The organism is Pseudomonas sp. LBUM1662, assembly GCF_059695915.1.
In genome coordinates, this window is the sequence record NZ_CP166793.1 from 3,347,208 (window position 1) to 3,367,070 (window position 19,863).

Consider the following 19,863-nt stretch of genomic DNA (forward strand, 5'->3'; position numbering starts at 1 on the left):
TACAAACGGGTACCGCAGCGACTGTGGGTATCAAGTAAAGATTATTTTGGGCGGTTCTCCCGGACAGCCTTTCAGCGGCATAGGAGACAGGGATGTTCCGTCGTTTAGCTCAGGTGTTTTCTCCGCAGCGCGAGCACGTCAGCTCGCTCTTGAATCATGCGATGGGACAGTACAAACGCTACAGAAAAGCTGGCGACAAAGCAGTGGCCGCCGCACGTGAATACCTGGCTGTGCCTAGCGGTAAAAATGTCTTCGAGCCGCTGACGCCTGTTCTTTTGGAGGTGGATCGGTCACGTCGTTACGAGAGTGAGCTGCTGAGCGCACTGAGCAACGACCAGATCCGTAATATCGCGATTACTGGTGAGTATGGCGCCGGCAAAAGCAGCGTCATCCGTACGTTTGTCGATCGTCACCCTGAACTCACCTATGCATTCGTGTCGCTGGCAGCCTTCGGTAAAGATCTGAACAAGGGTGGGGCAGGGAAGACCCTAGCTGATTCTCCAGTCGCTCCCGCTGAATCCAGTTCAAGCGCTACAGATCCTAAAGATGCAGAGAAAAAAACCGATTCGGATATTCTGACGCGCATCGAGGAAACCATCGTTCAGCAACTGCTGTACGCGGTACCGTCAGATGAACTGCCGAAGAGTCGATTGAAGCGAATCATCCAGGCGTCTTCGTCCAACATCTGGGGGCGTACATTTTTCTACGTTTTGATGATCGTAGGCGTACTGAGACTTTACGTCCCGACAGTTGAGAAGCTACCGAAAGTCGACCCAGCTTGGTTGGTCGAATGGCTTCTCTGGATCCCGGGGTGGTCAGCTGTTCTGGTGGTGGTGGGTGGTGGCATCTACATGCTGTTCTCGACGTTGAAGCTGTTGTCCCTGTTCAGCATTGACGGCCTCACAATCAAGGGTGGAAAGCTGGAAACGACCCATTACGGCTCCGTGCTGCACAAAAATGTTGATGAAATTGTCTACTGCTTTGAACGCAGCAAAATCGACATCGTGGTGGTCGAGGATGTGGACAGATTTGGAATTCATGACGTTTTCACGCGGCTGCGGGAAATCAATTTCATCATCAAGCAATCCCCGCAAATCAAACGCCCCGTTTATTTCATTTACGCGCTTCGCGACGAGCTGTTCGCCGTGGGCGAGAAAACAAAATTTTTCGACCTGATCATTCCGATAATTCCCGTGGTCAACTCCGAGAACTCTCGCGAGCAAATGTTCAAGATGCTTCGTGAGCGACAGTTCAATGGGGCAGCACTGGACGTCGGGCTTAATGACTCGTTGGTCGAAACCGTTTGTTACCTCATTGATGATATGCGGTTGATCAAGAATATCGTCAACGAATTCGACATGTTCTCCAGCATTCTCAGCGGTGGCTCTGGTCTGAAGCTTGATCCGAACAAGCTGTTTTCAATCATCGCGATTCGCAATCTGCATCCTGCTGAATACGCTGACTTGGTAAAACGACGTGGGGTCATTTACGAGACCATCCATGGTTTCAACGAATGGCGATTCCAGCAGTCCAGGGACGCTGAGGATACTTACCAGGCGTTGCGAGGGATGCGGGAGAAGCGGGTACAGGAAATCGCTGAGAGTACGGCAGAGCTGCGGGCGTACGTTTGGCTTGAGCTTCAGAAGGCTTCAAATTTACCAGGCGCGAACTATGTCCAGGTTGTACAGGGCAGCATGTTTACGATGCTCGATTTTGTGACCGATCAAGTTTTTGACGGGATTTTCAATCAATCGACTCGATTACAGATGATCAGCTCCGAGCATAGGCGGGGTATGCAGGCGTCAGAGGTTGTGGGGTCGAAGGAACTCTTAACGTCGACGTCGTACCATAAAAGGTATGACCTGCTCCAACGAACCCTTATTGATATCGATGATGAGATGGCCGAGCAGCGAATAGAATCAAGCCGAATCAATCATCAAACCTTCCGTGCCGCTGCCAAAAAAACCTATGGAGAAGTCATCACTCAAAAACTGAATGGCTTGGACGTCGTCATTTACCTGATGCGACACGGATACTTCGATACCGACTACACGGACTACTTCGGCTACTTCTACGAAGGATCCCTCACATCCGAAGATAAAAATCTGATTCTGGAGCTGAGACGTGGCGTTTCCGCGGACGTCGCGACTGTGATCAGCGCCCCAAGTAAGGTCATGGAAAAGCTGGATACTGATGATCTGAGCGATGGTAGGGGCATCATTGTCGCACTGATCGAATACCTTTCTAGTTGTCCATACAGCGATCCCTGCATGAGTCATGAGCGCAGTAAGCTCGCGACCATCCTCAAGGGTGGGCTTGATGGACATATGAACAGGATGGCGCAAGCGACCGAAGTTTTGATGTCAACCGCGACATCTCCAAGGTTCATTCAAGCTCTTTATGTTCTGGAGCCTGGCCTGTTACGCGCGTTGTTGAGCGACGAGCGATTCGAGTCAACGGTATTGAGGCAAGCACTGATCGGTGCAGTCCTGGATGGACTGGAGGTTGCCCAGCTCAGACAGCTTGACTCTATGCCGGGCAAGGAGATCTATGATGCTATTGCAAGTCTCGAAGATGTCTCGCGCTTGATGTCTGGACTCGAGACTGGAGGTAAAGGCTGGCCTTGGCTGACCGAGCTGCCGATACGCTTCTCTGCGCTAAATGACGGCATCCCCCTAGACGACCTCAAGAAGCTGATCAAGAGGCGATGCGTTGAGATAAACGTGAACATGCTCACGCTGATTTGCCAAAAAGTCGAATTCATTCATGCCAACAAGACCGATCACAGCATAAGCATCATCTCGTATCGCCGTCTGCAGGCACTGGAGATTGAGGGCCTGAATGACCTCCTGCTTGAGTCTCCAGAAGAATTTACAAACACGCTTTTAGCCCAAGTTGGAACGCTGGACGAGTCCGCGACCTCCTTTACCGAACTGGTACAGGCCATCTTGGAAGAGTCGGACGATTCAGGTGCCGTGATTCAACTGTTTGATCGAACGACATGCACCTTCGACCGACTTGAAGACATAACCCCGTCGCTGTGGGCAAAAGTGTTGCTGTCTGATCGGGTGAAATTGAAGTCTGAAGCAGTTTGGATATTCTTCAAAGACGTACTCGTGCCCGCTTTGGAACATAAAGGTTGCCAAACCTTGGATATGGAGGCCTTCGCAGGCTTCATCCATCGCCATGTAAAAGAGGTACGAGGTGATCTCTGGGACTTCAATACCTCCATGCATCAAGAGCTGCAGAAGTACCTACTCGCCCCAACAGGGTTATCTAACGAAACGCTCGAATTGCTCTTCTCGGATATAGTCTTGAGCGATCCCGTGATCCTCAAGGGACTGCAATCAAGGGAGCGTTGGGAGATGCTCGCAAGTGCGGCGTTTCTGGCATATCGCCCCGAGATCCGCGATTGCATTAGCAGATTCAGTGCAGATTTGGAAGCTGCGTATCTCGCGGCGCATTGGGTACAGGCACGCGACCAAATTGATCTATCCCAACTGCCCATCGAAATGGCGCGGGCTCTCAGCAAAAGCGGTGCGCTTGAGCTGAATGAAAAAGTTCAAATGTGGGCGGCGTTACCGATTGAAGCCTTCGATACCAACAGCGAGGCCGTCAAAGAGGTCACTGAAACCTGCCGCATCGCCAATCGACACTCTACAAGCTTTCCGTCTGCGTTTATCCCCGCACTCAAGAAGTTCTCAAGTGGGGAGGGGCTGACTTCAGCTCAGCGTTCTGAAGTACTAATGCAATGCTTACCATCGTGCAGCTGGGCAGAAGCAGCCTCCGTTCTTGGCATGCTGAGCGATGACGGCTTCACAAAGCTTTCACCAAACGTCAAAAAAATTGAGGTGCCACACACCGATCTCAACATGAGGTTGGTCAATGCTCTTCAAACGAGAGGTTTCGTTCAGACCATCACGGAGAAGGGAGATCTCATTAGCGCCACCGCCAAGCCTAAAGGAATGGTGTGATCCAGCAACTCGAATAAGAAGTGGCGCGTGTGGTTTGTAAATCGCGCTACGCCCAAAAAGTCGATAGGTACCTTCTGTGCCCATCTAGCTTTGCGTTCAAAGGCATCGAGAGAGGTTCAAATGCCCTACGAGTTAGAAAACCGTTTGGTGATCGGCGTGGGTTCTAGTGCCGTGTTTGATCTGGTGGCGTCCGTCGCGGTGTTTCAGAGCCTGGGGGGAGGAGTACCGCAAATGTCAGCAAGAAAACCTCCACGTCCCGCTTCCTACTGCGAGAGTCTTCTCGTAGAAGAAGTCGCCATTCGGCACGAGTGGCCTTCTTTTTATTCGTCCAGGCCTACAGTGCTCACACGCTTACGATTTCGAAGGGGAGATTCTTTAAAAAAGTCGCGAAACATAATGTTAAACGAGTCAAAACCTGGCCAATAATTCTTATTGCACTCTTCGTCATAGTCATACCGTAATGCTAGCTCTTGTTCTTGATAGCTCAGTACCGGCCAAATAAGGCTGAAACGCTCCCGCCAGGTTTCAGCTCGCACAAGCGCACGCGCAGTCTCCCAGTCCAATGACGCCAGATTTATCAACGCATCGGAAACGTTGCTTTCATGGACAATTTCGTCCCACTCGTCTACGAGCGCCCGCATTTTGTCGAACACATATAATATCCATCCGATCGTTTGGAATTTGCACTCGCGCACTGACTGCGGAACTTCACCTAAGTCATTAAAGATCACAAAAGCCATTTTGGTATTTTCTGAATGTACAACGTGAATGGAATAAGGCTCCATTGCATAACTCCTTTTTATTGTTATATGAACAAGCTAACATGGCAGATTTTTACTTTGCAAGAGACTTTCGCTTGACAAGCATCAAGTGTTATATATACAAGCAACTACTTAAATCCTGCGCGTTAGCGAGAGGCTGCTTGAATGACGCAGATTGAATTAACCCTGGTAAACCTGATTTTAGATGAGTGATAAGAATGCCCTATGACCTAGAAAATCGTTTGGTAATAGGCGTGGCTTCCAGCGCCGTTTTCGACTTGGTGGCGTCGGATGCCGTGTTCAAGAGTCAGGGAGAGGAGGAGTACCGCAAATTTCAGCAAGAAAACCTCCACGTCCCGCTTCCTAAGGGGATTGCATTCCCCTTCATCAAGCGTTTGCTGTCGGTGAATGACTTGAGCGTTAATCCTGAGGATCCGCTAGTAGAGGTCATTCTTCTTTCGCGAAATGATCCTGATACCGGGCTGCGCGTACTGAAGACTATCGAGCACTACGGACTCGGAATGACCAGGGCGATTTTCATGCAAGGCAAATCTCCCTACGAGTACATACCGGCACTGAATATCGCTTTGTTTTTGTCTGGTGACAAAAAAGACGTGGAAGCCGCTATTAAAGCCGGGTATCCGGCGGGCCAAGTGCTCGACTCGAAATTCGAAGACGACGAAGCCGACAAAACCCTACGCATCGCATTCGACTTTGACGGCGTACTCGCCGGCGACGAATCTGAAACGATCATGCAGGCCTCTGGCTTGTCAGTGTTTCATGCCCATGAAGTGAAGAACGTGATGGAGCCGCATAACCCTGGGCCGCTGAAGGAGTTCATGGTGCGCATTTCCAAGATCCAATCGGTCGAGGAGAAGCACAAAAAGGAAAATCCGAAGTACGAAAACCGCATCCGCGTCTCGATCGTGACGGCACGTAATGCTCCGTCTCATGAGCGTGCAATGAATACGCTCAAGAGTTGGGGTGTCATGGCCAACGACGCTTTCTTTCTGGGGGGCATCGAGAAAGGAAAGATTTTGGGCGTACTGAAACCGCACATTTTCTTCGATGACCAATCAGGGCATCTGAAATCGACCAGCGCGGTTGCTCCGTCTGTACACATTCCTTTTGGCATTACCAACAATGCGACAACGGAGGACGCTATGGCGACTGAGGCTGATCAGGTAGTGGTGTAGGACTACGACCTGATGTTTATTTGCGGTTTCTCTGACGAGGCGACACCCAGCGTCTTGCGATCGCGACTCGGATTAACCGATGAGGTAGGGAGACTTCTGAATGTTCTGGTTGGGGCCGTTTGAGTACAAATCAAAAAAAAGCTGCTGGATCGACTCAAAGACTATCTGCAAAACGCACCAATAGGCGTGATCACCAACAAGGTCGCAGTCCAAAAAATACACCTGCTAATAGCACTGCATCAGGAGGCAAGCAGAAAAATTGGTGTCGGGATCGACCACGTCAAGATCGTGAGAAATGCCTTGGGAGCGGGTAGGGGGATCAAACTTGTTCGCACCGATGGCAGTGAAGATGGTTTCTCCTACAAACGCTGCATCACCGGTGTCGTCCAATCGCCACATGGCAGGGTATGCGAGGCATTGAGGTTTGCTGTGCGCTCTCAATTGATCGCATTTCGTGACGCGCTGGGCATGCCGGTAAGTTGTGCGGTGAGCGGGGCGATCATCACAGATCGAAAGAATTTGCACATCGATCACAGGGAGCCGTTCTGGATTCTGCTGGAGCGATTTTGTCAGGATCGCCAGGTCGATCTGACCACTCTTGAAACGTCCGGAAATGGAGAGAATTTGGCGTTGGTCGATCAAAAGGTGTCTTCAGAATTTGAGGAGTACCATCGTCTACATGCTGAGCTTCAGCCACTTTTGAAGGCTACCAATGTAGCGAAGGGAGGGCGGAGTGACGTACCGCTCACTACGAACACAGCAGAGCCAACCGCCGGGCACATCGTGTACTCAGCCACATGATTTTTACCGTACCTGCGCCACAATCCTGGACTGCGTTCTCACCAGCCGCCCAAGGCCATCGGAGGAGCTTTATCCGATTAATCCCCAAGGTGTCACGGGATATCTGCGGTGCGACTCGGAGCGGCGGAGCGGGTGACAGGACTGCTTCTTTGCGATTAAGGCCTGTGGTTACCCAATGGGTTCCAAATTCATACTGGGTCGATCGAAGGCCGAGCTTGGGTAGAAGAGTACGAGCTGGTCGTCAGTATGAACTGTGTCTACGTATTGGCCCACTCGCATCACGAGAGCGGGCCTACCCCCCCCCAAGTGAGTCCGTCCATAGATAGCCTGCTCAGCGTGGCGGGTGCAGTGTTGACTTTTGAAGCGATTTTTAGCAGGATTTTGGACGGGTCATCCTGGCGGCCTTCAGTCCTAGATCCTGTGAAGCAATCGCGCCAGCGCTGTATGCAATACCCAAAAACCATTCCTTTTTCAGGTGGTGGAGACTAGGACGCCAGTACCTGACGAGGAATAGTCATGAAGCATGTTGAATCTCAACTGCACCAGCATATTCGATACCTGGCAAAACAGCGTTCCGCTCTCCCAATTAGGCCGACTAGCCCAGCCGCGCTCTCTCTATACAAGCGCCAGACTGCCGGTGAGCTCAAACTGAACCATTGGCTCCAAATCACGGCCCGAGAGATGGGAATCGGCTACAACGAAGTCTCGAAAGAAGGTAAGGCTTGTGCAGCCTACTACGAAAAAAACCTATCAAATGGCGCCTGGGATCAGCCTGTACGGCTTCTCTACACACCACAGCTCTTCGAAGCTCAACTGAAGGTTCTGGTTGAGGCTGCAGATAAATGCCATCCGATTGGGATTGTTGCGCGCAAACGTGGTGTTTCCTTTGAGCAATTCCACTTCAGCCAGGAGCTGTACAATCATCTGTATACGGTCGTGGAATTCGACTGCCTCAGTTTCGAGGGCCTGCACGCGCCTAATAGCGTCTTCAACTCGGCTTGGGCAGAATCCGCAACGAATTTCATGGGGGCTAACTTGGAGCGTTGCCGATTCATGCACATGGACGATTTGTATTCAACCTGGCCGGGGATTCACGTATACGAAGGTAACTTTTCGCGCGCAAATCTCACCGGCGCCGATATGCGCCGTTCCTATCTGCGCAGCTCAGACTTCTTCTCGTGCAAACTTGAGGGAGCAGACCTTCGTGGGGCCAACGTCAACGAATGTGGTTTCGGGGGTTCTCATGGGAAATTTCTTTCCTCGAAGCCAACCGATCGGTATTCGATGAGACATAAGCATGCCTTGATGATCTAGTTTCTCCTTCGTCACATTGATCTAACCGCGATAGAGCGATGTATTACTCATTGGGAGTACATCGGTGCAGGTGGGCGTGGCCATAAAGCCAAGCACCTGGTGTTAAGCCGGGTGCCTGGTTCACATGAAAGCGTGCCCACATCTTCGTTTGAATGAAATCCGATGTGTCTCAGCCAGACTTTAGAGGTGTATCTGATACCTGGATGGTCGACATCTAGCCGTTAGCCTGCGCTAGTGACCTCACTAAGCCTCAGCTACAATCGCAGGGACGCCCTACGAGATGTCTAGCTGATGGATAAGCTTCCCATTCCTGCATATGTTCTGGCCGCTATCGCTGACGCTGTTTCCGAGACGGAGACGCATGCGAGCCTGGATAGCCTTTTTATGTACGCGGAGGCACCCGGTGATCCACCTGACGGAAGCAAGGCTGTAAAGGCGCTTGAGTGGCTTCGACGAATCAACAAGGAATGCGGCGAACTCTCCCTTTCCGTCATTGGGCGCATTATTGAAAAATACATGGAGCCGCCGGAACCGAGCACGAGCTTCTGGCAACCAGAAGCAGCCATTGAGGCTCAAAAAACCAGGGTAAATAGGATCAAGGACAGCTTAGCCAGAGCAGGATTCTCTTACAGCCCAGGAGGGATGTTGCATCGAGGCCAGGGGATAGCCACCAAGTCGCTGGCAGAATTGGTTAAGGCGCGAAATCTTGAAGTCATCGATTTTGAGTTCGAGCGAGCTCTGAAAAACGTCACCGCAAGCCCCCGTGAAGCTGTGTCTGCAGCGTGCAACATTCTCGAAACCATTTTCAAAATCTATATCGAGGAACACTCTCATCTCACTATGCCTGCTAAACAGGATCTTCAGGCTGTGTGGAAGGTTGTCAAAGTCGATCTCGGCCTGGACGCGTCGATTGTCGAGGAGCGAGATCTGCAAGAGATCATCAGTGGAATCATGGCAACAGTTAATGGCATCGGTGCGTTGCGTACACACGGCAGTTCCGCTCACGGTTCAGTGAAACGTCCCTATAAACTTAAACCCCGACATGCTCGGCTAGCTGTGCATGCTGCCCACACCATCGCCGTGTTTGTGCTTGAGACCTGGGACGAGCGAGTTTCGAAATTGCCTGTTTGACCAAGCTAGTAAGCAAACCTCGAAAAAGTTTTAGCGATCCCTGGAAAAGAGGTCATCGATACTCATTGTCTCAAGCTGGTTCGGCTCAGCTCGAGGCGAGATATAGTGCTGATCTGCGTCCTCAAAGTAGTTTCTCATCCGCTCACGGACATCGAATGCATCCACGATCTCATCGATCATTGCGTTGGTTGGTGCGATCTGCCAGCTCGTAAACTTATCCTGGATCATATGCTCGAGTTGCTTGCATGCAGCAGAATAATCATCACCGTTTGTAAACACGTCCCCATCGTCGAACATGTCATCCAGCGCGTCGTACATGAAGTTTTGAGCGAGAGTTGAAAACGGCTCAGTGGCGTCGTGGATTTCGTTGAGTTCGAGCTCCGCGACAAGCTCTCCTAATACTGGCAGCTCCTCACTCCCGACACCAAAGGTAATGACTTCCAAGACGAATTTTTGCAACTCTTCTAATGGGATTAACTCGAAGCCGAAAGACGTTTTTATCAGTCTTAAGCTGTTTATGTATTTGTGTGTGATGGGGCTGATCAATAGCGCTTGAGCTATTCTCTTTAGACGCTGAATACTTCCCCCTGGCGCTCTGGAAACTGGGGTGACTGCAATAGAAGGGTGCGCTCTAACGGCGCATAGATAGAGTTTCGAAAGATATTCTGGATCACAACCTTTAAAACTCAATGCCTCCTCGTGTTCGAGAAGTGAAATTAGCATTTCGCCTTTTGATTTGTGCCCAATCAACTTGTTTTCCGACATGTCCAGCAGCACGTTGAGCGCACTGAGGTTGCGCAGACTCTTGAAGACACTTTCGAGCGAATCCATTAAGCCTGAGTAGCGATGCAGCACAAAATCCCCTAGCGATGGGTTGAACAGCTTGTAATAGACCTTGTCGCCTACCACGATTCGCGTTATTAGTGAATTTGACAAGTGGCGTATGGCATAGTGAAAGTCACGCTTGCCCACAAAATTCGCGTGTCCCGGCATGAGCAAACCGCTGGCATACGCTGCAGCTAAATCGTGCTCCAGTATGTTCTGGCCATTGAACGCCACCAGCAGCACGAGAAATCGGCCAAAGTCGTCTAATTGCGCGTCAAATGGATGAGCCCAGATTTTTGCTGGGTTATCCAAAAGATCCTGAATGTATTCCCAATATCCAGCAACTGCCACGTCGTCTAGGCGCTGAGGGTCTGTGATGAATTGAATAAGCCGCGGATTGAAATTCCGATGGTTGATTACCTGACGGTATCGCTTTTCGATATAAAATTGGTCTATGTGCTCGGGTGAAAGCCCGGAATGCCAAATGTGATTGTAGAGAATATGGGCTTTGTCCAAGCTTGAAAGCGAGTCGAGCTTGATCTCCATCTCATTTCTGTGAACGTTGTTATGCTCAAAGACATCATTGAGGATTCGTCCTTGATTCAGGATCGTGGAACGCGAAGTCAGTACAAATCTCTTCGTCGCCCGGTCACGGCTTACCCGCTTGATAAAATTGACGATCTGGCTACCTTCATGACCTGACAGCGCTTCGAGGTAATTTCGTCCTAGGAAATCGTCGAAGTAAAAGAGCTGGTGCCGATCAGGCGCGTACGCTTGCTCTGCCTCTTGGATGTGTTCACTAATGCACGTGAGCTCGAAACCATCACTCGCGTAGAGCAGAATAAGCTGCTCCGCCAGCGTTGTTTTTCCGATGCCTGGTTCGCCCGTGATGATAACGGTACCGAGCTTGTTCAGTCTGTCCACGGCCGATTCGAAATTGAGGGTGTGGACGAAGATTTTTGACTTCTCCAGGATGTCTCTCATCATGGCTTCGCTGCGGCCATTGATGGCGTTGTTGATCAAGCTGAACAGAACAGCAGAGCTGCTGATCCATAGCTTAAAGTGCCGGCGTTCAACCTCGGTATGTCTGGCAAGAAGATCGTTCAGATCCTCCCGACCATAGACTTCGATTGGGCAGGACGCCTGAGGGCGTAGAGCCGCGACCAGTTCTTCCTTGTTCAGCCTCGTAAGCGAATGCGAAACCGCTAGAAGGTAGCGCTCTGGGTTAAGTGCAGCAACCTTTGACGCCTCGGAGTTTCGTAGGTGTGTCACTAGCTGAGGGAATGGAGTGCCAGGGCGGTGCTTGGCTTGCAAGATCCATTCAGTGCCAGTGAGTGTGAAATACCGCCCATCAACTCCACCGTCGCGGCCAGGCTTGAATCGTTCAAACCTGACGCATTTGTCGGCGCCGATAAGATCAGTACACAGCACTTCAAACTCTTTGTCGTTGAGACGCGAAAAGTCGTATTCGTTCACTTGGGCACCCGTTCCATGACAGTTTGCTAAGATAGCATTCTGCTGGCCTTTTGCTCTGCTGGGCGCGTGCGTTCGCTTACACAGCAGTGAGCGGGAATGCTTTCCGCGAACATCTCGAAAGGAGGATTCGCGAACCGAACGCCTGGGCTTCCGTTTGACCGCAAACAGCCAGACTGGCGATGGGTACAAGCTTTCCCTGTTCGACCTCAAAGAAGGTGTAGAGCTTTTCGCTGCGACGCCGCTGCGTGCTGACGACCAGAACGGATTGGATGAGAATTGGCTCGTGTTGATTATGAAAGTCACCGGGGGGAGGGGAGTGCCCGTACCGGGCGGCGGGGCGCTGGAAGCGAATGCTGCGGATGCAGTCTTACTGAGCTCAACTAACTAGACGTACGTTATTTTGACTACGCAGTCCATGCTCAAACTAGGCTCGGTACGGTTCAATAGGAGAGGATTTTGGCTCCTCTGATTAGATCATTCACGCTGGGGGCGAATAACAACTCGGGGTGGAAGCCAACCACGTTGAAGGTGCACGGGCTTGCGCATGAGGCACTTGGCCGCACTCGCGACGCTATCGGGTGTTATGAACAGGTGCTGAGCCGAAGTCCGGAGATCAGGATTATGAGGAGAGTGGACTCGTTAAGAAAAAGAATTCTAATGCGCACCGTCTCAAACCGATGCAATATTTAACTCAACTAAATGCCTCTTTAGTCGAGTTATTAAATTTATAAAAATTATCGTACATAAAAATACCTTAAGTACACTGCGCTCAAGCAAATACTATTGGGCACAATCATCCGTATGGAATAGACGAATGGACTACTCAACCTTAGATCTACGCACGATTCGGTGGGGTAGCGCTGGAAAAATATAAGAGGGAAGCCATCAATAACATCCGGATCAACAGGGTGAACGGTTTCTGCGTGCTGTCTCGGCCTATGAACAGCCCAATTTGACCATAATTGGATTCGAATATACGCCAGGCTCTACGGGTTTCGCACAAATTGACTCAATTCAACGCAAATTTTCGACTCAGCGGAAAAAACGTCAATTTATGGATTAAGCGTTCTTCCTCTGGGCTGATGCATCGAATGCTACTCGAACTGCGCTGGATGCTTGATAGAGGCAGGTTATCAAAAGGATTTGCTTCGTAAGCTATCTTCGTCGAACAGGCAACAATCTACACAGAGCTCTTTTGCAAAACGTGCAACTATCGTTTTCGATTCAGACGAATGGTAAAGGGGGGCATCTGGGTACGCTACAATTCGATGAGGAGACCGTGGAGCTCGCTTTGGTATGAACGCGCCGAACCGGCTGGAAGCAATTCGCCTTGCTCAAGAACGCATCCATGAGCTTGAGCAGGAAATCAGTGCTCTTCGACAGGACGAAGGCATTCAGCGTGAGCTGGTTTTCGCTGAAAAGCTCTCCATGCTCATGAAAAAATTCGACGTGAAAGTGAATGAAGTCATCGCCTTGCTAGAGATGCGAGGTGATCTAGACCGGAAAGTGTCTAGCTGTGAAACAACCTATAGGCTCAAGCATGTGCTCGGTCTAAAGGAAGTGGAGGCAGCCCACCGTGCCGAAAAACCTTTAAGGGTCACACGTTGACGCTTCGATAGAGGTGGATGATGTTGACTGCACGTAACTCTAAAATAGAGTCAGGGAAGGACGGGCTTACCAGGGTCGAGAGCGTGGGACTTCTGTTCGAGATTGACAGAGCGATAAGTGTTGACTATCAGCAGGCTTGTGAAAAGCTAGACATTGCTGAAGTGGGCAGCTTGGTGCGTTTTCTTACAGAACTGGACATTTTAGCAATGCGACATTATCTCTCGCCGCGAGAGATCATTACGTTGCTTGACCCGACATATTTCCAGGAAAGCCTCGAACTCACCAATCTGGATTAGATTAATTTTGTTGAGCCACATTGAAAATAAACGTGCAAAAAAGCCAATTTTACGACTGTTTCAGCAAAGTTAAAACCTCCGAGCTCTGAGGGTTTCACTGAATATTGAAGTCCACGTTTGACCCGTTGGACTGGTGCTTGATCGATTGGGAAACGAACATGCTTGTTACCTTAGGTCTTAAGTTAGTTCTTTGCTGGCATGATGAAAGAATTACCTCCAAGACGAATTTAATACCTTTGGTCTGAATTCCCCCTAACGTGATGACATCGTGATTTCATCTAAAGGTGATTCAATAATTTCTACCGGAATTGTTGGTGCACTTACTTTCGACAGAACGCTTGACGTTGGCCCGTTCGTTAGCAGATCGGCTAATTGCGATAACGAGCAAGGATCTCAGAGCGACCTACGAATGACACACGAAGTAATTCAAGAGCGACTGCATAAGTGGACAGAATGAACAAAGGCGTCTACGAAAAAATGGCGATTTTTGCGGAAGTAATGTTAGCGACAAGGCAACAGATGCGCGTTAATTCATTTTGCTTCCAGATCTGGGGTCAGAATTGCTTCGACGTACTAAAACTGTGGTGATGGGCAGCAACGTTATCGCCGGAGAATGTTTGCAGCTGCATGTACCAGGCGGAGTCTGGAAAGCTTCGCGGCTTATCGATGGATCGTCGGGATACGGATTGATCAGTGAAGCGGTTTCACCAGGGTTTGATTACGCGGATATGGAACTGGGAAATCGGAAAAAGCTTAGCGAGCAATTTCCAGAGCATTCTGAGCTGATTGGCGAGCTGACCCAGGAATGAGGGGTCAGTGAGTTGAACGCTTCAAAATCTGCGTGCAACCGGGCTAATCTCGAAACACGTTGTTACGTGTAATGTATATTATGTTAAATGATGTGTCAGAGCGGAACTTCTACCGAAGGTTCTGCCAGGCCACCAATCCCCATCCCAGTACGAGCCAACTCAACTCCCTGTTCCAGCAATTCTGCTAACGATCTACCTCAACCGCATCAAGGCCAGCACAGCGATCTTCCCCCACGGGATTTCGAAGGACGCTATAGATCTCAGAAACCACCTGCATCGTCGCATCTTCGATCGTTCCTTCGTTACGGCATAAAACCCAGCCGTTATCTGAAACTGCTCGCTCGAACGCTTGGGTACTGGCGACATGTTCTTCCAGCTTATGCATCACCGTACTGCTCAGCCCACGCGATCGTGCGGCAGCCCTCGCCCATGAAATTTCCGGGTCGGTGACAACCCCGACATGCAAGTCTGGCACTCGCACCTTTCGATCAATGTTCAACTGCAGAATCTCTGCAAACGGGACGATCCGGCGAAACGCCGCATCAGACGGGTACCAGCGGTCGATCAGGATAATGCTGCCGGGTGGCTGTTTCGTCAGCACGTGCCGGGAAATCCAGGTACGGCTATCAGCAAGGCGCTCACACACCTCGAACTCCAGATCCCGGCTGGGATTTCTGACGAGTCTGTTAACGAGAGCCATTGTTTCACCCCTGTAGGGATCGCTTTTACTCTCGGAAAGTCGGATCACCTTTTTGTTGTCTGCCCTCAGTACTTTCGTAACGGCCTCCAACAATGTGGTTTTGCCGGTTCCCTTGGGCCCATCTAGAGAAACAAACAGCGGACGATTCATTCTTCAAACAACGATTGATAGATGGTTTTATTTGCCCGGTTCGTTCGCTGGAATCGCTTGGCGCGACTGTGCGAATCGAGTGGAGGGCCGTTATGAACAGACATTGCTGAACACTCTAACCCGGTTTCCGCTAATGGGCCTCAAATCCATCTCCGATCACGGCTCAGCCCAACTCAATACCCCGTCGCCTGCCGATACTGCCGTGGCGTAAATCCAGTCAACGCCTTGAACTGCCGAGTGAATGCACTGTGATCCGTGTAACCGCACTGCAGTGCCACGTCGGTAATGGGAATCTCGGTGTGCAGCAAACGATGTGCGTGTTCCAGGCGAACTTTTTGAATCATCTGCCGCGGCGTCAGGTGGAACACGCGCTTGCAATACCTTTCCAGTTGCGCCACTGAAATGCCGGCGATCCGCGTGAGTTCGCCCAAGGTGATGCGGCGGTTGAAGTGCGCGCGAATGTGTTCATCCACGGCGGCCAATCGTTGATAGGCCGGATGTGTGTCACTGGCCGTTTGCAGGTCAACCGAAATCCCTGCCAGGCCAATGATTTCACCGTTGCGGTTATATAACGGGCGTTTATGCGTCAGGCACCAGCCGGGTTCTCGGCTGCCGTACAAGTGCAATTCCAATTGGTCTTCCAAGACAAAGCCTTGCTCCAGTACACGACGATCCTGTTCGGTGTAGCCAGGCCCCAATTGTTCCGGGAAGACTTCGGCGCTGGTTTTCCCCAGCAGCGGTTGCAGCTGTTTCAATCCGCAGCGCTGAACCAGCGTGCTGTTGGCCATGACATAGCGCGCCTTGACGTCTTTGATAAAGATCGCGGCATTGGGGATGACATCCAGCATCGGCAACAGCAGTGCCACGCCCGCCAGTAATTCTTCGAGGGTATCGGGACGATTCCGGTCGTTCCCCTGGCACAGGATCGCCAATGCGTTCTGCGTCATTAGTCGTGTTCTCCCACTAAAAAACCACGCTTGCGCCCAATTCGCTCAGGACCTTTCAGCGCCGGTATTGAGGCGCGCGCAGGCAGATTGCCCCAAGGCTGACGCCATGTCGAGTTGATAGCGACATGGCCGGATCAGCCATCCGTACTGTGCTGATTTCGTCATTCGCATCCATGGAAAACATCAATCGCCAGCGTCCTGACGCGTTCACTCTATCGCCATTGCATGCACACCTGCCTATCCAATAACTCACAAGAAGGCGACGCTATGTCAGGCAAAGGCAAGTTCAAAAAACAACTCTCGTTGATGGACCTAACGTTTATCGGCTTGGGCGCCATTTTCGGTTCCGGCTGGTTGTTCGCAGCCAGCCACGTCTCTGCGATTGCGGGGCCGGCGGGGATTTTTTCCTGGCTCCTGGGCGGCTTTGCGGTCCTGCTGCTGGGCATTGTTTATTGCGAATTGGGCGCGGCGTTGCCGCGTGCCGGTGGCGTGGTTCGTTATCCGGTGTATTCCCATGGTCCGCTGCTGGGCTACTTGATGGGGTTTATCACGCTGATCGCCTTCACCAGCCTGGTGGCGATCGAAGTGGTCGCCTCTCGCCAATATGCCGCTGCCTGGTTTCCCGAGCTGACCAAGGCCGGTTCCAGCGATCCGACGATCATTGGCTGGCTCGTGCAATTCGGTTTGCTTTGCCTGTTCTTCCTGCTCAACTACCGGAGCGTGAAGACTTTCGCCATGGCCAATAACCTGGTCAGCGTGTTCAAGTTCATTGTTCCGCTGCTGGTCATCGGTGTGCTGTTCACCTTCTTCAAACCGGCAAACTTCCAGGCACAAGGCTTTGCGCCATTCGGGTTGTCGGGTATCGAGATGGCGGTGTCCGCTGGCGGTGTGATCTTCGCTTACCTGGGGCTGACGCCGATCATTTCGGTGGCCAGCGAAGTGAAGAATCCGCAACGGACGATTCCGATTGCACTGATCCTGTCGGTGCTGCTTTCGACCTTGATCTATGTGCTGTTGCAGGTCGCTTTCCTCGGCGGCGTGCCCACCGAGATGCTGGCCAACGGTTGGGCCGGTGTGGCCAAGGAATTGGCCTTGCCTTATCGCGACATCGCCCTGGCGCTCGGCGTGGGTTGGTTGGCTTATCTGGTGGTCGCGGACGCGGTGATCTCCCCCAGTGGTTGCGGCAACATCTACATGAACGCGACACCGCGAGTGATCTATGGCTGGGCGCGAACCGGCACCTTCTTCAAGGTGTTCACCCGTATCGACGAACAATCCGGCATCCCGCGCCCGGCGCTGTGGCTGACCTTTGCCCTGTCGGTGTTCTGGACCCTGCCCTTCCCCTCCTGGGAAGCCCTGATCAACGTGGTATCCGCCGCGCTGGTGTTGAGCTACGCCGTCGCTCCAGTGTCCGTCGCCGCGCTGCGTCGCAATGCGCCGGATATGCCGCGCCCGTTCAGGGTCAAGTGGATGAGCGTCCTCGGTCCGCTGTCATTCGTCATCGCTGCGCTGATCGTTTACTGGTCGGGCTGGAGCACCGTGTCCTGGCTGCTTGGCCTGCAGATTCTGATGTTCGTCGTGTACCTGCTGTGTGGCCGTTTTGTACCGACTCAACATCTGAGCCTGACCCAACAAGTACGCTCGTCCGCATGGCTGATCGGCTTCTACGCCGTGACCATCGTGCTCTCCAAACTCGGCAGCTTTGGTGGTCTTGGCGTCCTCAGCCATCCCTTCGACACCCTCGTCGTGGCGGCCTGCGCGCTGGGCATCTATTGCTGGGGGGCGGCCACCGGCGTGCCGGCGTACCTGGTCCGTCTCGAGTCCGAAGACGATGAAAGCGAAGCCGATTCGACACGCGCCGGCACCACAACGACCCAACGCCCTGCCCCTGCGCACTTCTAAAGGATAGGTATATGAAACGGGTTCATGTCATTGACTCTCATACCGGCGGCGAACCGACTCGTCTGGTGATGAGCGGCTTCCCCCCACTGCCCGGCCAGACCATGGTCGAGAAGCGCGATGCCCTGCGCGATCAACATGACCACTGGCGTCGGGCCTGCCTGCTGGAGCCCCGTGGCAACGATGTGCTGGTCGGCGCGCTGTATTGCGAGCCGGTCTCGCCGGATGCGACCTGCGGCGTGATCTTCTTCAACAATGCCGGCTACCTCGGCATGTGCGGTCACGGCACCATCGGCCTGGTCAACTCGTTGCATTACCTGGGGCACATCGCGCCTGGCGTGCACAAGATCGACACACCGGTCGGCCCGGTCAGCGCCACGTTGCATGACGACGGCACCGTGACCCTGCGCAACGTGCCCGCCTACCGCTACCGCCAACAAGTGTCGGTGGAAGTCCCCGGACACGGCCGGGTTTACGGCGATATCGCCTGGGGCGGCAACTGGTTTTTCCTGGTGTCCGACCACGGTCAAGTGCTGCGACTCGACAACGTCGAAGCCCTCACCGAGTACACCTGGGCGATGCTCAAGGCCCTGGAAGCCCAGGGCATTCATGGCGAAGACGGCGCCCTCATCGACCATGTCGAGCTGTTTGCCGACGACGACCGTGCCGACAGTCGCAACTTCGTCATGTGCCCGGGCAAGGCCTACGACCGCTCGCCCTGCGGCACCGGCACCAGCGCCAAACTGGCGTGTCTGGCAGCCGATGGAAAACTGGCCGCCGGTGAGCCCTGGGTACAAGCGAGCATCACTGCCAGCCAATTCGTCGGCAGCTACGAATGGGAAGGCGAACGTGTCCGCCCGTTCATTACCGGCCAGGCCTTCATGACCGCCGACAGCACGCTGCTGATCGACGAACAGGATCCCTTCGCGTGGGGCATTTGAGCGACCACGCGGCACTTCCCTCAATCCATTTGAATGAACGCTTCAAGGAGTTACAACAATGAGCGATAGCATCTTCACTGGCTGCATTCCTGCACTGATGACCCCCTGCACCGCCGAGCGCAAACCCGATTTCGACGCGTTGGTGGCCAAAGGTCGCGAACTGATTGATATCGGCATGAGTGCGGTGGTGTATTGCGGTTCCATGGGTGACTGGCCCCTGCTCACCGAAGCCGAGCGTCAGGAAGGCGTGGCGCGTCTGGTCGCCGCCGGCGTTCCGACCATTGTCGGTACTGGCGCGGTCAACAGCCGCGAAGCGATTTCCCACGCGGCCCATGCAGCCAAAGTCGGCGCCCATGGTTTGATGGTCATCCCGCGCGTCCTCTCCCGAGGTGCGTCTCCTGCTGCGCAAAAGGCTCATTTCTCCGCCATCCTGAAGGCGGCCCCGAATCTGCCGTCAGTGATCTACAACAGTCCTTACTATGGCTTCGCTACCCGTGCAGATCTGTTTTTCGAACTGCGTCGCGAACACCCGAACCTGATCGGCTTCAAGGAGTTCGGCGGTGCCGCCGACCTGCGCTACGCCGCCGAAAACATCACCTCCAAGGACGATGACGTCACCCTGATGGTCGGTGTCGACACCCAAGTGGTGCATGGCTTCGTCAACTGCAACGCTACCGGCGCCATCACCGGCATCGGCAACGCGCTGCCCCGCGAGGTGCTGCAATTGGTGGCCCTGAGCAAGCAGGCGGCCAAAGGCGACTCCAAGGCTCGGCGCTTGGCGAGGGAGCTCGAATCGGCGCTGGCCGTCTTGTCGTCCTTCGATGAAGGCTGCGACCTGGTGCTGTATTACAAGCACCTGATGGTGCTCAACGGCAACAAGGAATACACCCTGCATTTCAACGAGACCGATGCGCTCAGCGATGTCCAGCGTCATTACGCCGAGAACCAGTACGCGCTGTTCCGCCAGTGGTACGAAAACTGGTCGGCAGAACAGAACGTCGCCTGACCTCACCTGAACGCGCCCGCTGTGAAACA

The 19,863-nt window shown here is 52.7% G+C and carries 14 protein-coding genes and 1 pseudogene; 11 read left to right on the forward strand and 4 right to left on the reverse strand.

Annotated elements, in window-relative coordinates; all coding sequences use genetic code 11:
* Positions 1 to 92: 92 nt before the first annotated feature.
* Complete coding sequence (locus tag ACA049_RS15095; protein ID WP_497336699.1) at positions 93 to 3,974, forward strand: YobI family P-loop NTPase; 3,882 nt, start codon at positions 93 to 95, stop codon at positions 3,972 to 3,974.
* A gap of 320 nt (positions 3,975 to 4,294) precedes the next feature.
* On the opposite strand, the gene ACA049_RS15100 is transcribed toward ACA049_RS15095, so the two are convergent.
* Positions 4,295 to 4,759, reverse strand: coding sequence for a hypothetical protein (locus tag ACA049_RS15100; RefSeq protein WP_497336701.1), 465 nt, complete (start codon positions 4,757 to 4,759; stop codon positions 4,295 to 4,297).
* 194 nt (positions 4,760 to 4,953) lie between these two features.
* Between ACA049_RS15100 and ACA049_RS15105 the strand changes: the two genes are divergently transcribed.
* From ACA049_RS15105 to ACA049_RS15120, 4 genes are all read left to right on the forward strand, one after another.
* Positions 4,954 to 5,931, forward strand: coding sequence for a 5'-nucleotidase (locus tag ACA049_RS15105; RefSeq protein ID WP_497336703.1), 978 nt, complete (start codon positions 4,954 to 4,956; stop codon positions 5,929 to 5,931).
* A 186-nt stretch (positions 5,932 to 6,117) separates the two neighbouring features.
* Positions 6,118 to 6,732: a DUF3223 domain-containing protein gene (locus ACA049_RS15110; protein WP_497336705.1), complete on the forward strand. Its 615-nt coding sequence runs from the start codon at positions 6,118 to 6,120 to the stop codon at positions 6,730 to 6,732.
* A gap of 516 nt (positions 6,733 to 7,248) precedes the next feature.
* Complete coding sequence (locus ACA049_RS15115; protein WP_497336707.1) at positions 7,249 to 8,046, forward strand: pentapeptide repeat-containing protein; 798 nt, start codon at positions 7,249 to 7,251, stop codon at positions 8,044 to 8,046.
* A 291-nt stretch (positions 8,047 to 8,337) separates the two neighbouring features.
* Positions 8,338 to 9,177 carry an abortive infection family protein gene (locus tag ACA049_RS15120; RefSeq protein ID WP_429514856.1) on the forward strand — a complete coding sequence of 280 codons (840 nt, stop codon included), beginning with the start codon at positions 8,338 to 8,340 and terminating at the stop codon, positions 9,175 to 9,177.
* A gap of 30 nt (positions 9,178 to 9,207) precedes the next feature.
* On the opposite strand, the gene ACA049_RS15125 is transcribed toward ACA049_RS15120, so the two are convergent.
* Entirely contained in the window at positions 9,208 to 11,478 is a 2,271-nt protein-coding gene (locus ACA049_RS15125) for an nSTAND3 domain-containing NTPase (protein WP_497336709.1), read from the reverse strand.
* Positions 11,479 to 12,774: 1,296 nt separating this feature from the next.
* Here ACA049_RS15125 and ACA049_RS15130 point away from each other — a divergent pair.
* The 3 genes and pseudogenes from ACA049_RS15130 to ACA049_RS15140 all read left to right on the forward strand — a co-directional run.
* Entirely contained in the window at positions 12,775 to 13,086 is a 312-nt protein-coding gene (locus ACA049_RS15130; RefSeq protein ID WP_497336711.1) for a hypothetical protein, read from the forward strand.
* Between the two features lie 20 nt (positions 13,087 to 13,106).
* Positions 13,107 to 13,382 (forward strand): hypothetical protein, encoded by a 276-nt coding sequence (locus ACA049_RS15135; RefSeq protein WP_497336713.1) that lies wholly within the window; start codon positions 13,107 to 13,109, stop codon positions 13,380 to 13,382.
* A 575-nt stretch (positions 13,383 to 13,957) separates the two neighbouring features.
* Positions 13,958 to 14,191, forward strand: a pseudogene (locus tag ACA049_RS15140) (cupin domain-containing protein); the annotation flags it as partial.
* A gap of 184 nt (positions 14,192 to 14,375) precedes the next feature.
* On the opposite strand, the gene ACA049_RS15145 reads toward ACA049_RS15140, so the two are convergent.
* Positions 14,376 to 15,041, reverse strand: a complete 666-nt coding sequence (locus ACA049_RS15145) for a dTMP kinase (protein ID WP_497336715.1) — start codon at positions 15,039 to 15,041, stop codon at positions 14,376 to 14,378.
* A 173-nt stretch (positions 15,042 to 15,214) separates the two neighbouring features.
* The gene (locus ACA049_RS15150; RefSeq protein ID WP_497336717.1) at positions 15,215 to 15,988 is read right to left on the reverse strand and encodes a helix-turn-helix domain-containing protein; all 774 of its coding nucleotides are present in this window, start codon (positions 15,986 to 15,988) and stop codon (positions 15,215 to 15,217) included.
* A 267-nt stretch (positions 15,989 to 16,255) separates the two neighbouring features.
* Here ACA049_RS15150 and ACA049_RS15155 point away from each other — a divergent pair, with 267 nt between their 5' ends.
* Genes ACA049_RS15155 through ACA049_RS15165 form a run of 3 tightly spaced genes read left to right on the forward strand, consistent with a single transcriptional unit; the run spans position 16,256 to position 19,834 of the window.
* Positions 16,256 to 17,890: an APC family permease gene (locus ACA049_RS15155; protein WP_497336719.1), complete on the forward strand. Its 1,635-nt coding sequence runs from the start codon at positions 16,256 to 16,258 to the stop codon at positions 17,888 to 17,890.
* Positions 17,891 to 17,901: 11 nt separating this feature from the next.
* Positions 17,902 to 18,828 (forward strand): 4-hydroxyproline epimerase, encoded by a 927-nt coding sequence (locus ACA049_RS15160; protein WP_497336721.1) that lies wholly within the window; start codon positions 17,902 to 17,904, stop codon positions 18,826 to 18,828.
* A 58-nt stretch (positions 18,829 to 18,886) separates the two neighbouring features.
* The gene (locus ACA049_RS15165; protein WP_497336723.1) at positions 18,887 to 19,834 is read left to right on the forward strand and encodes a dihydrodipicolinate synthase family protein; all 948 of its coding nucleotides are present in this window, start codon (positions 18,887 to 18,889) and stop codon (positions 19,832 to 19,834) included.
* Positions 19,835 to 19,863: the final 29 nt, after the last annotated feature.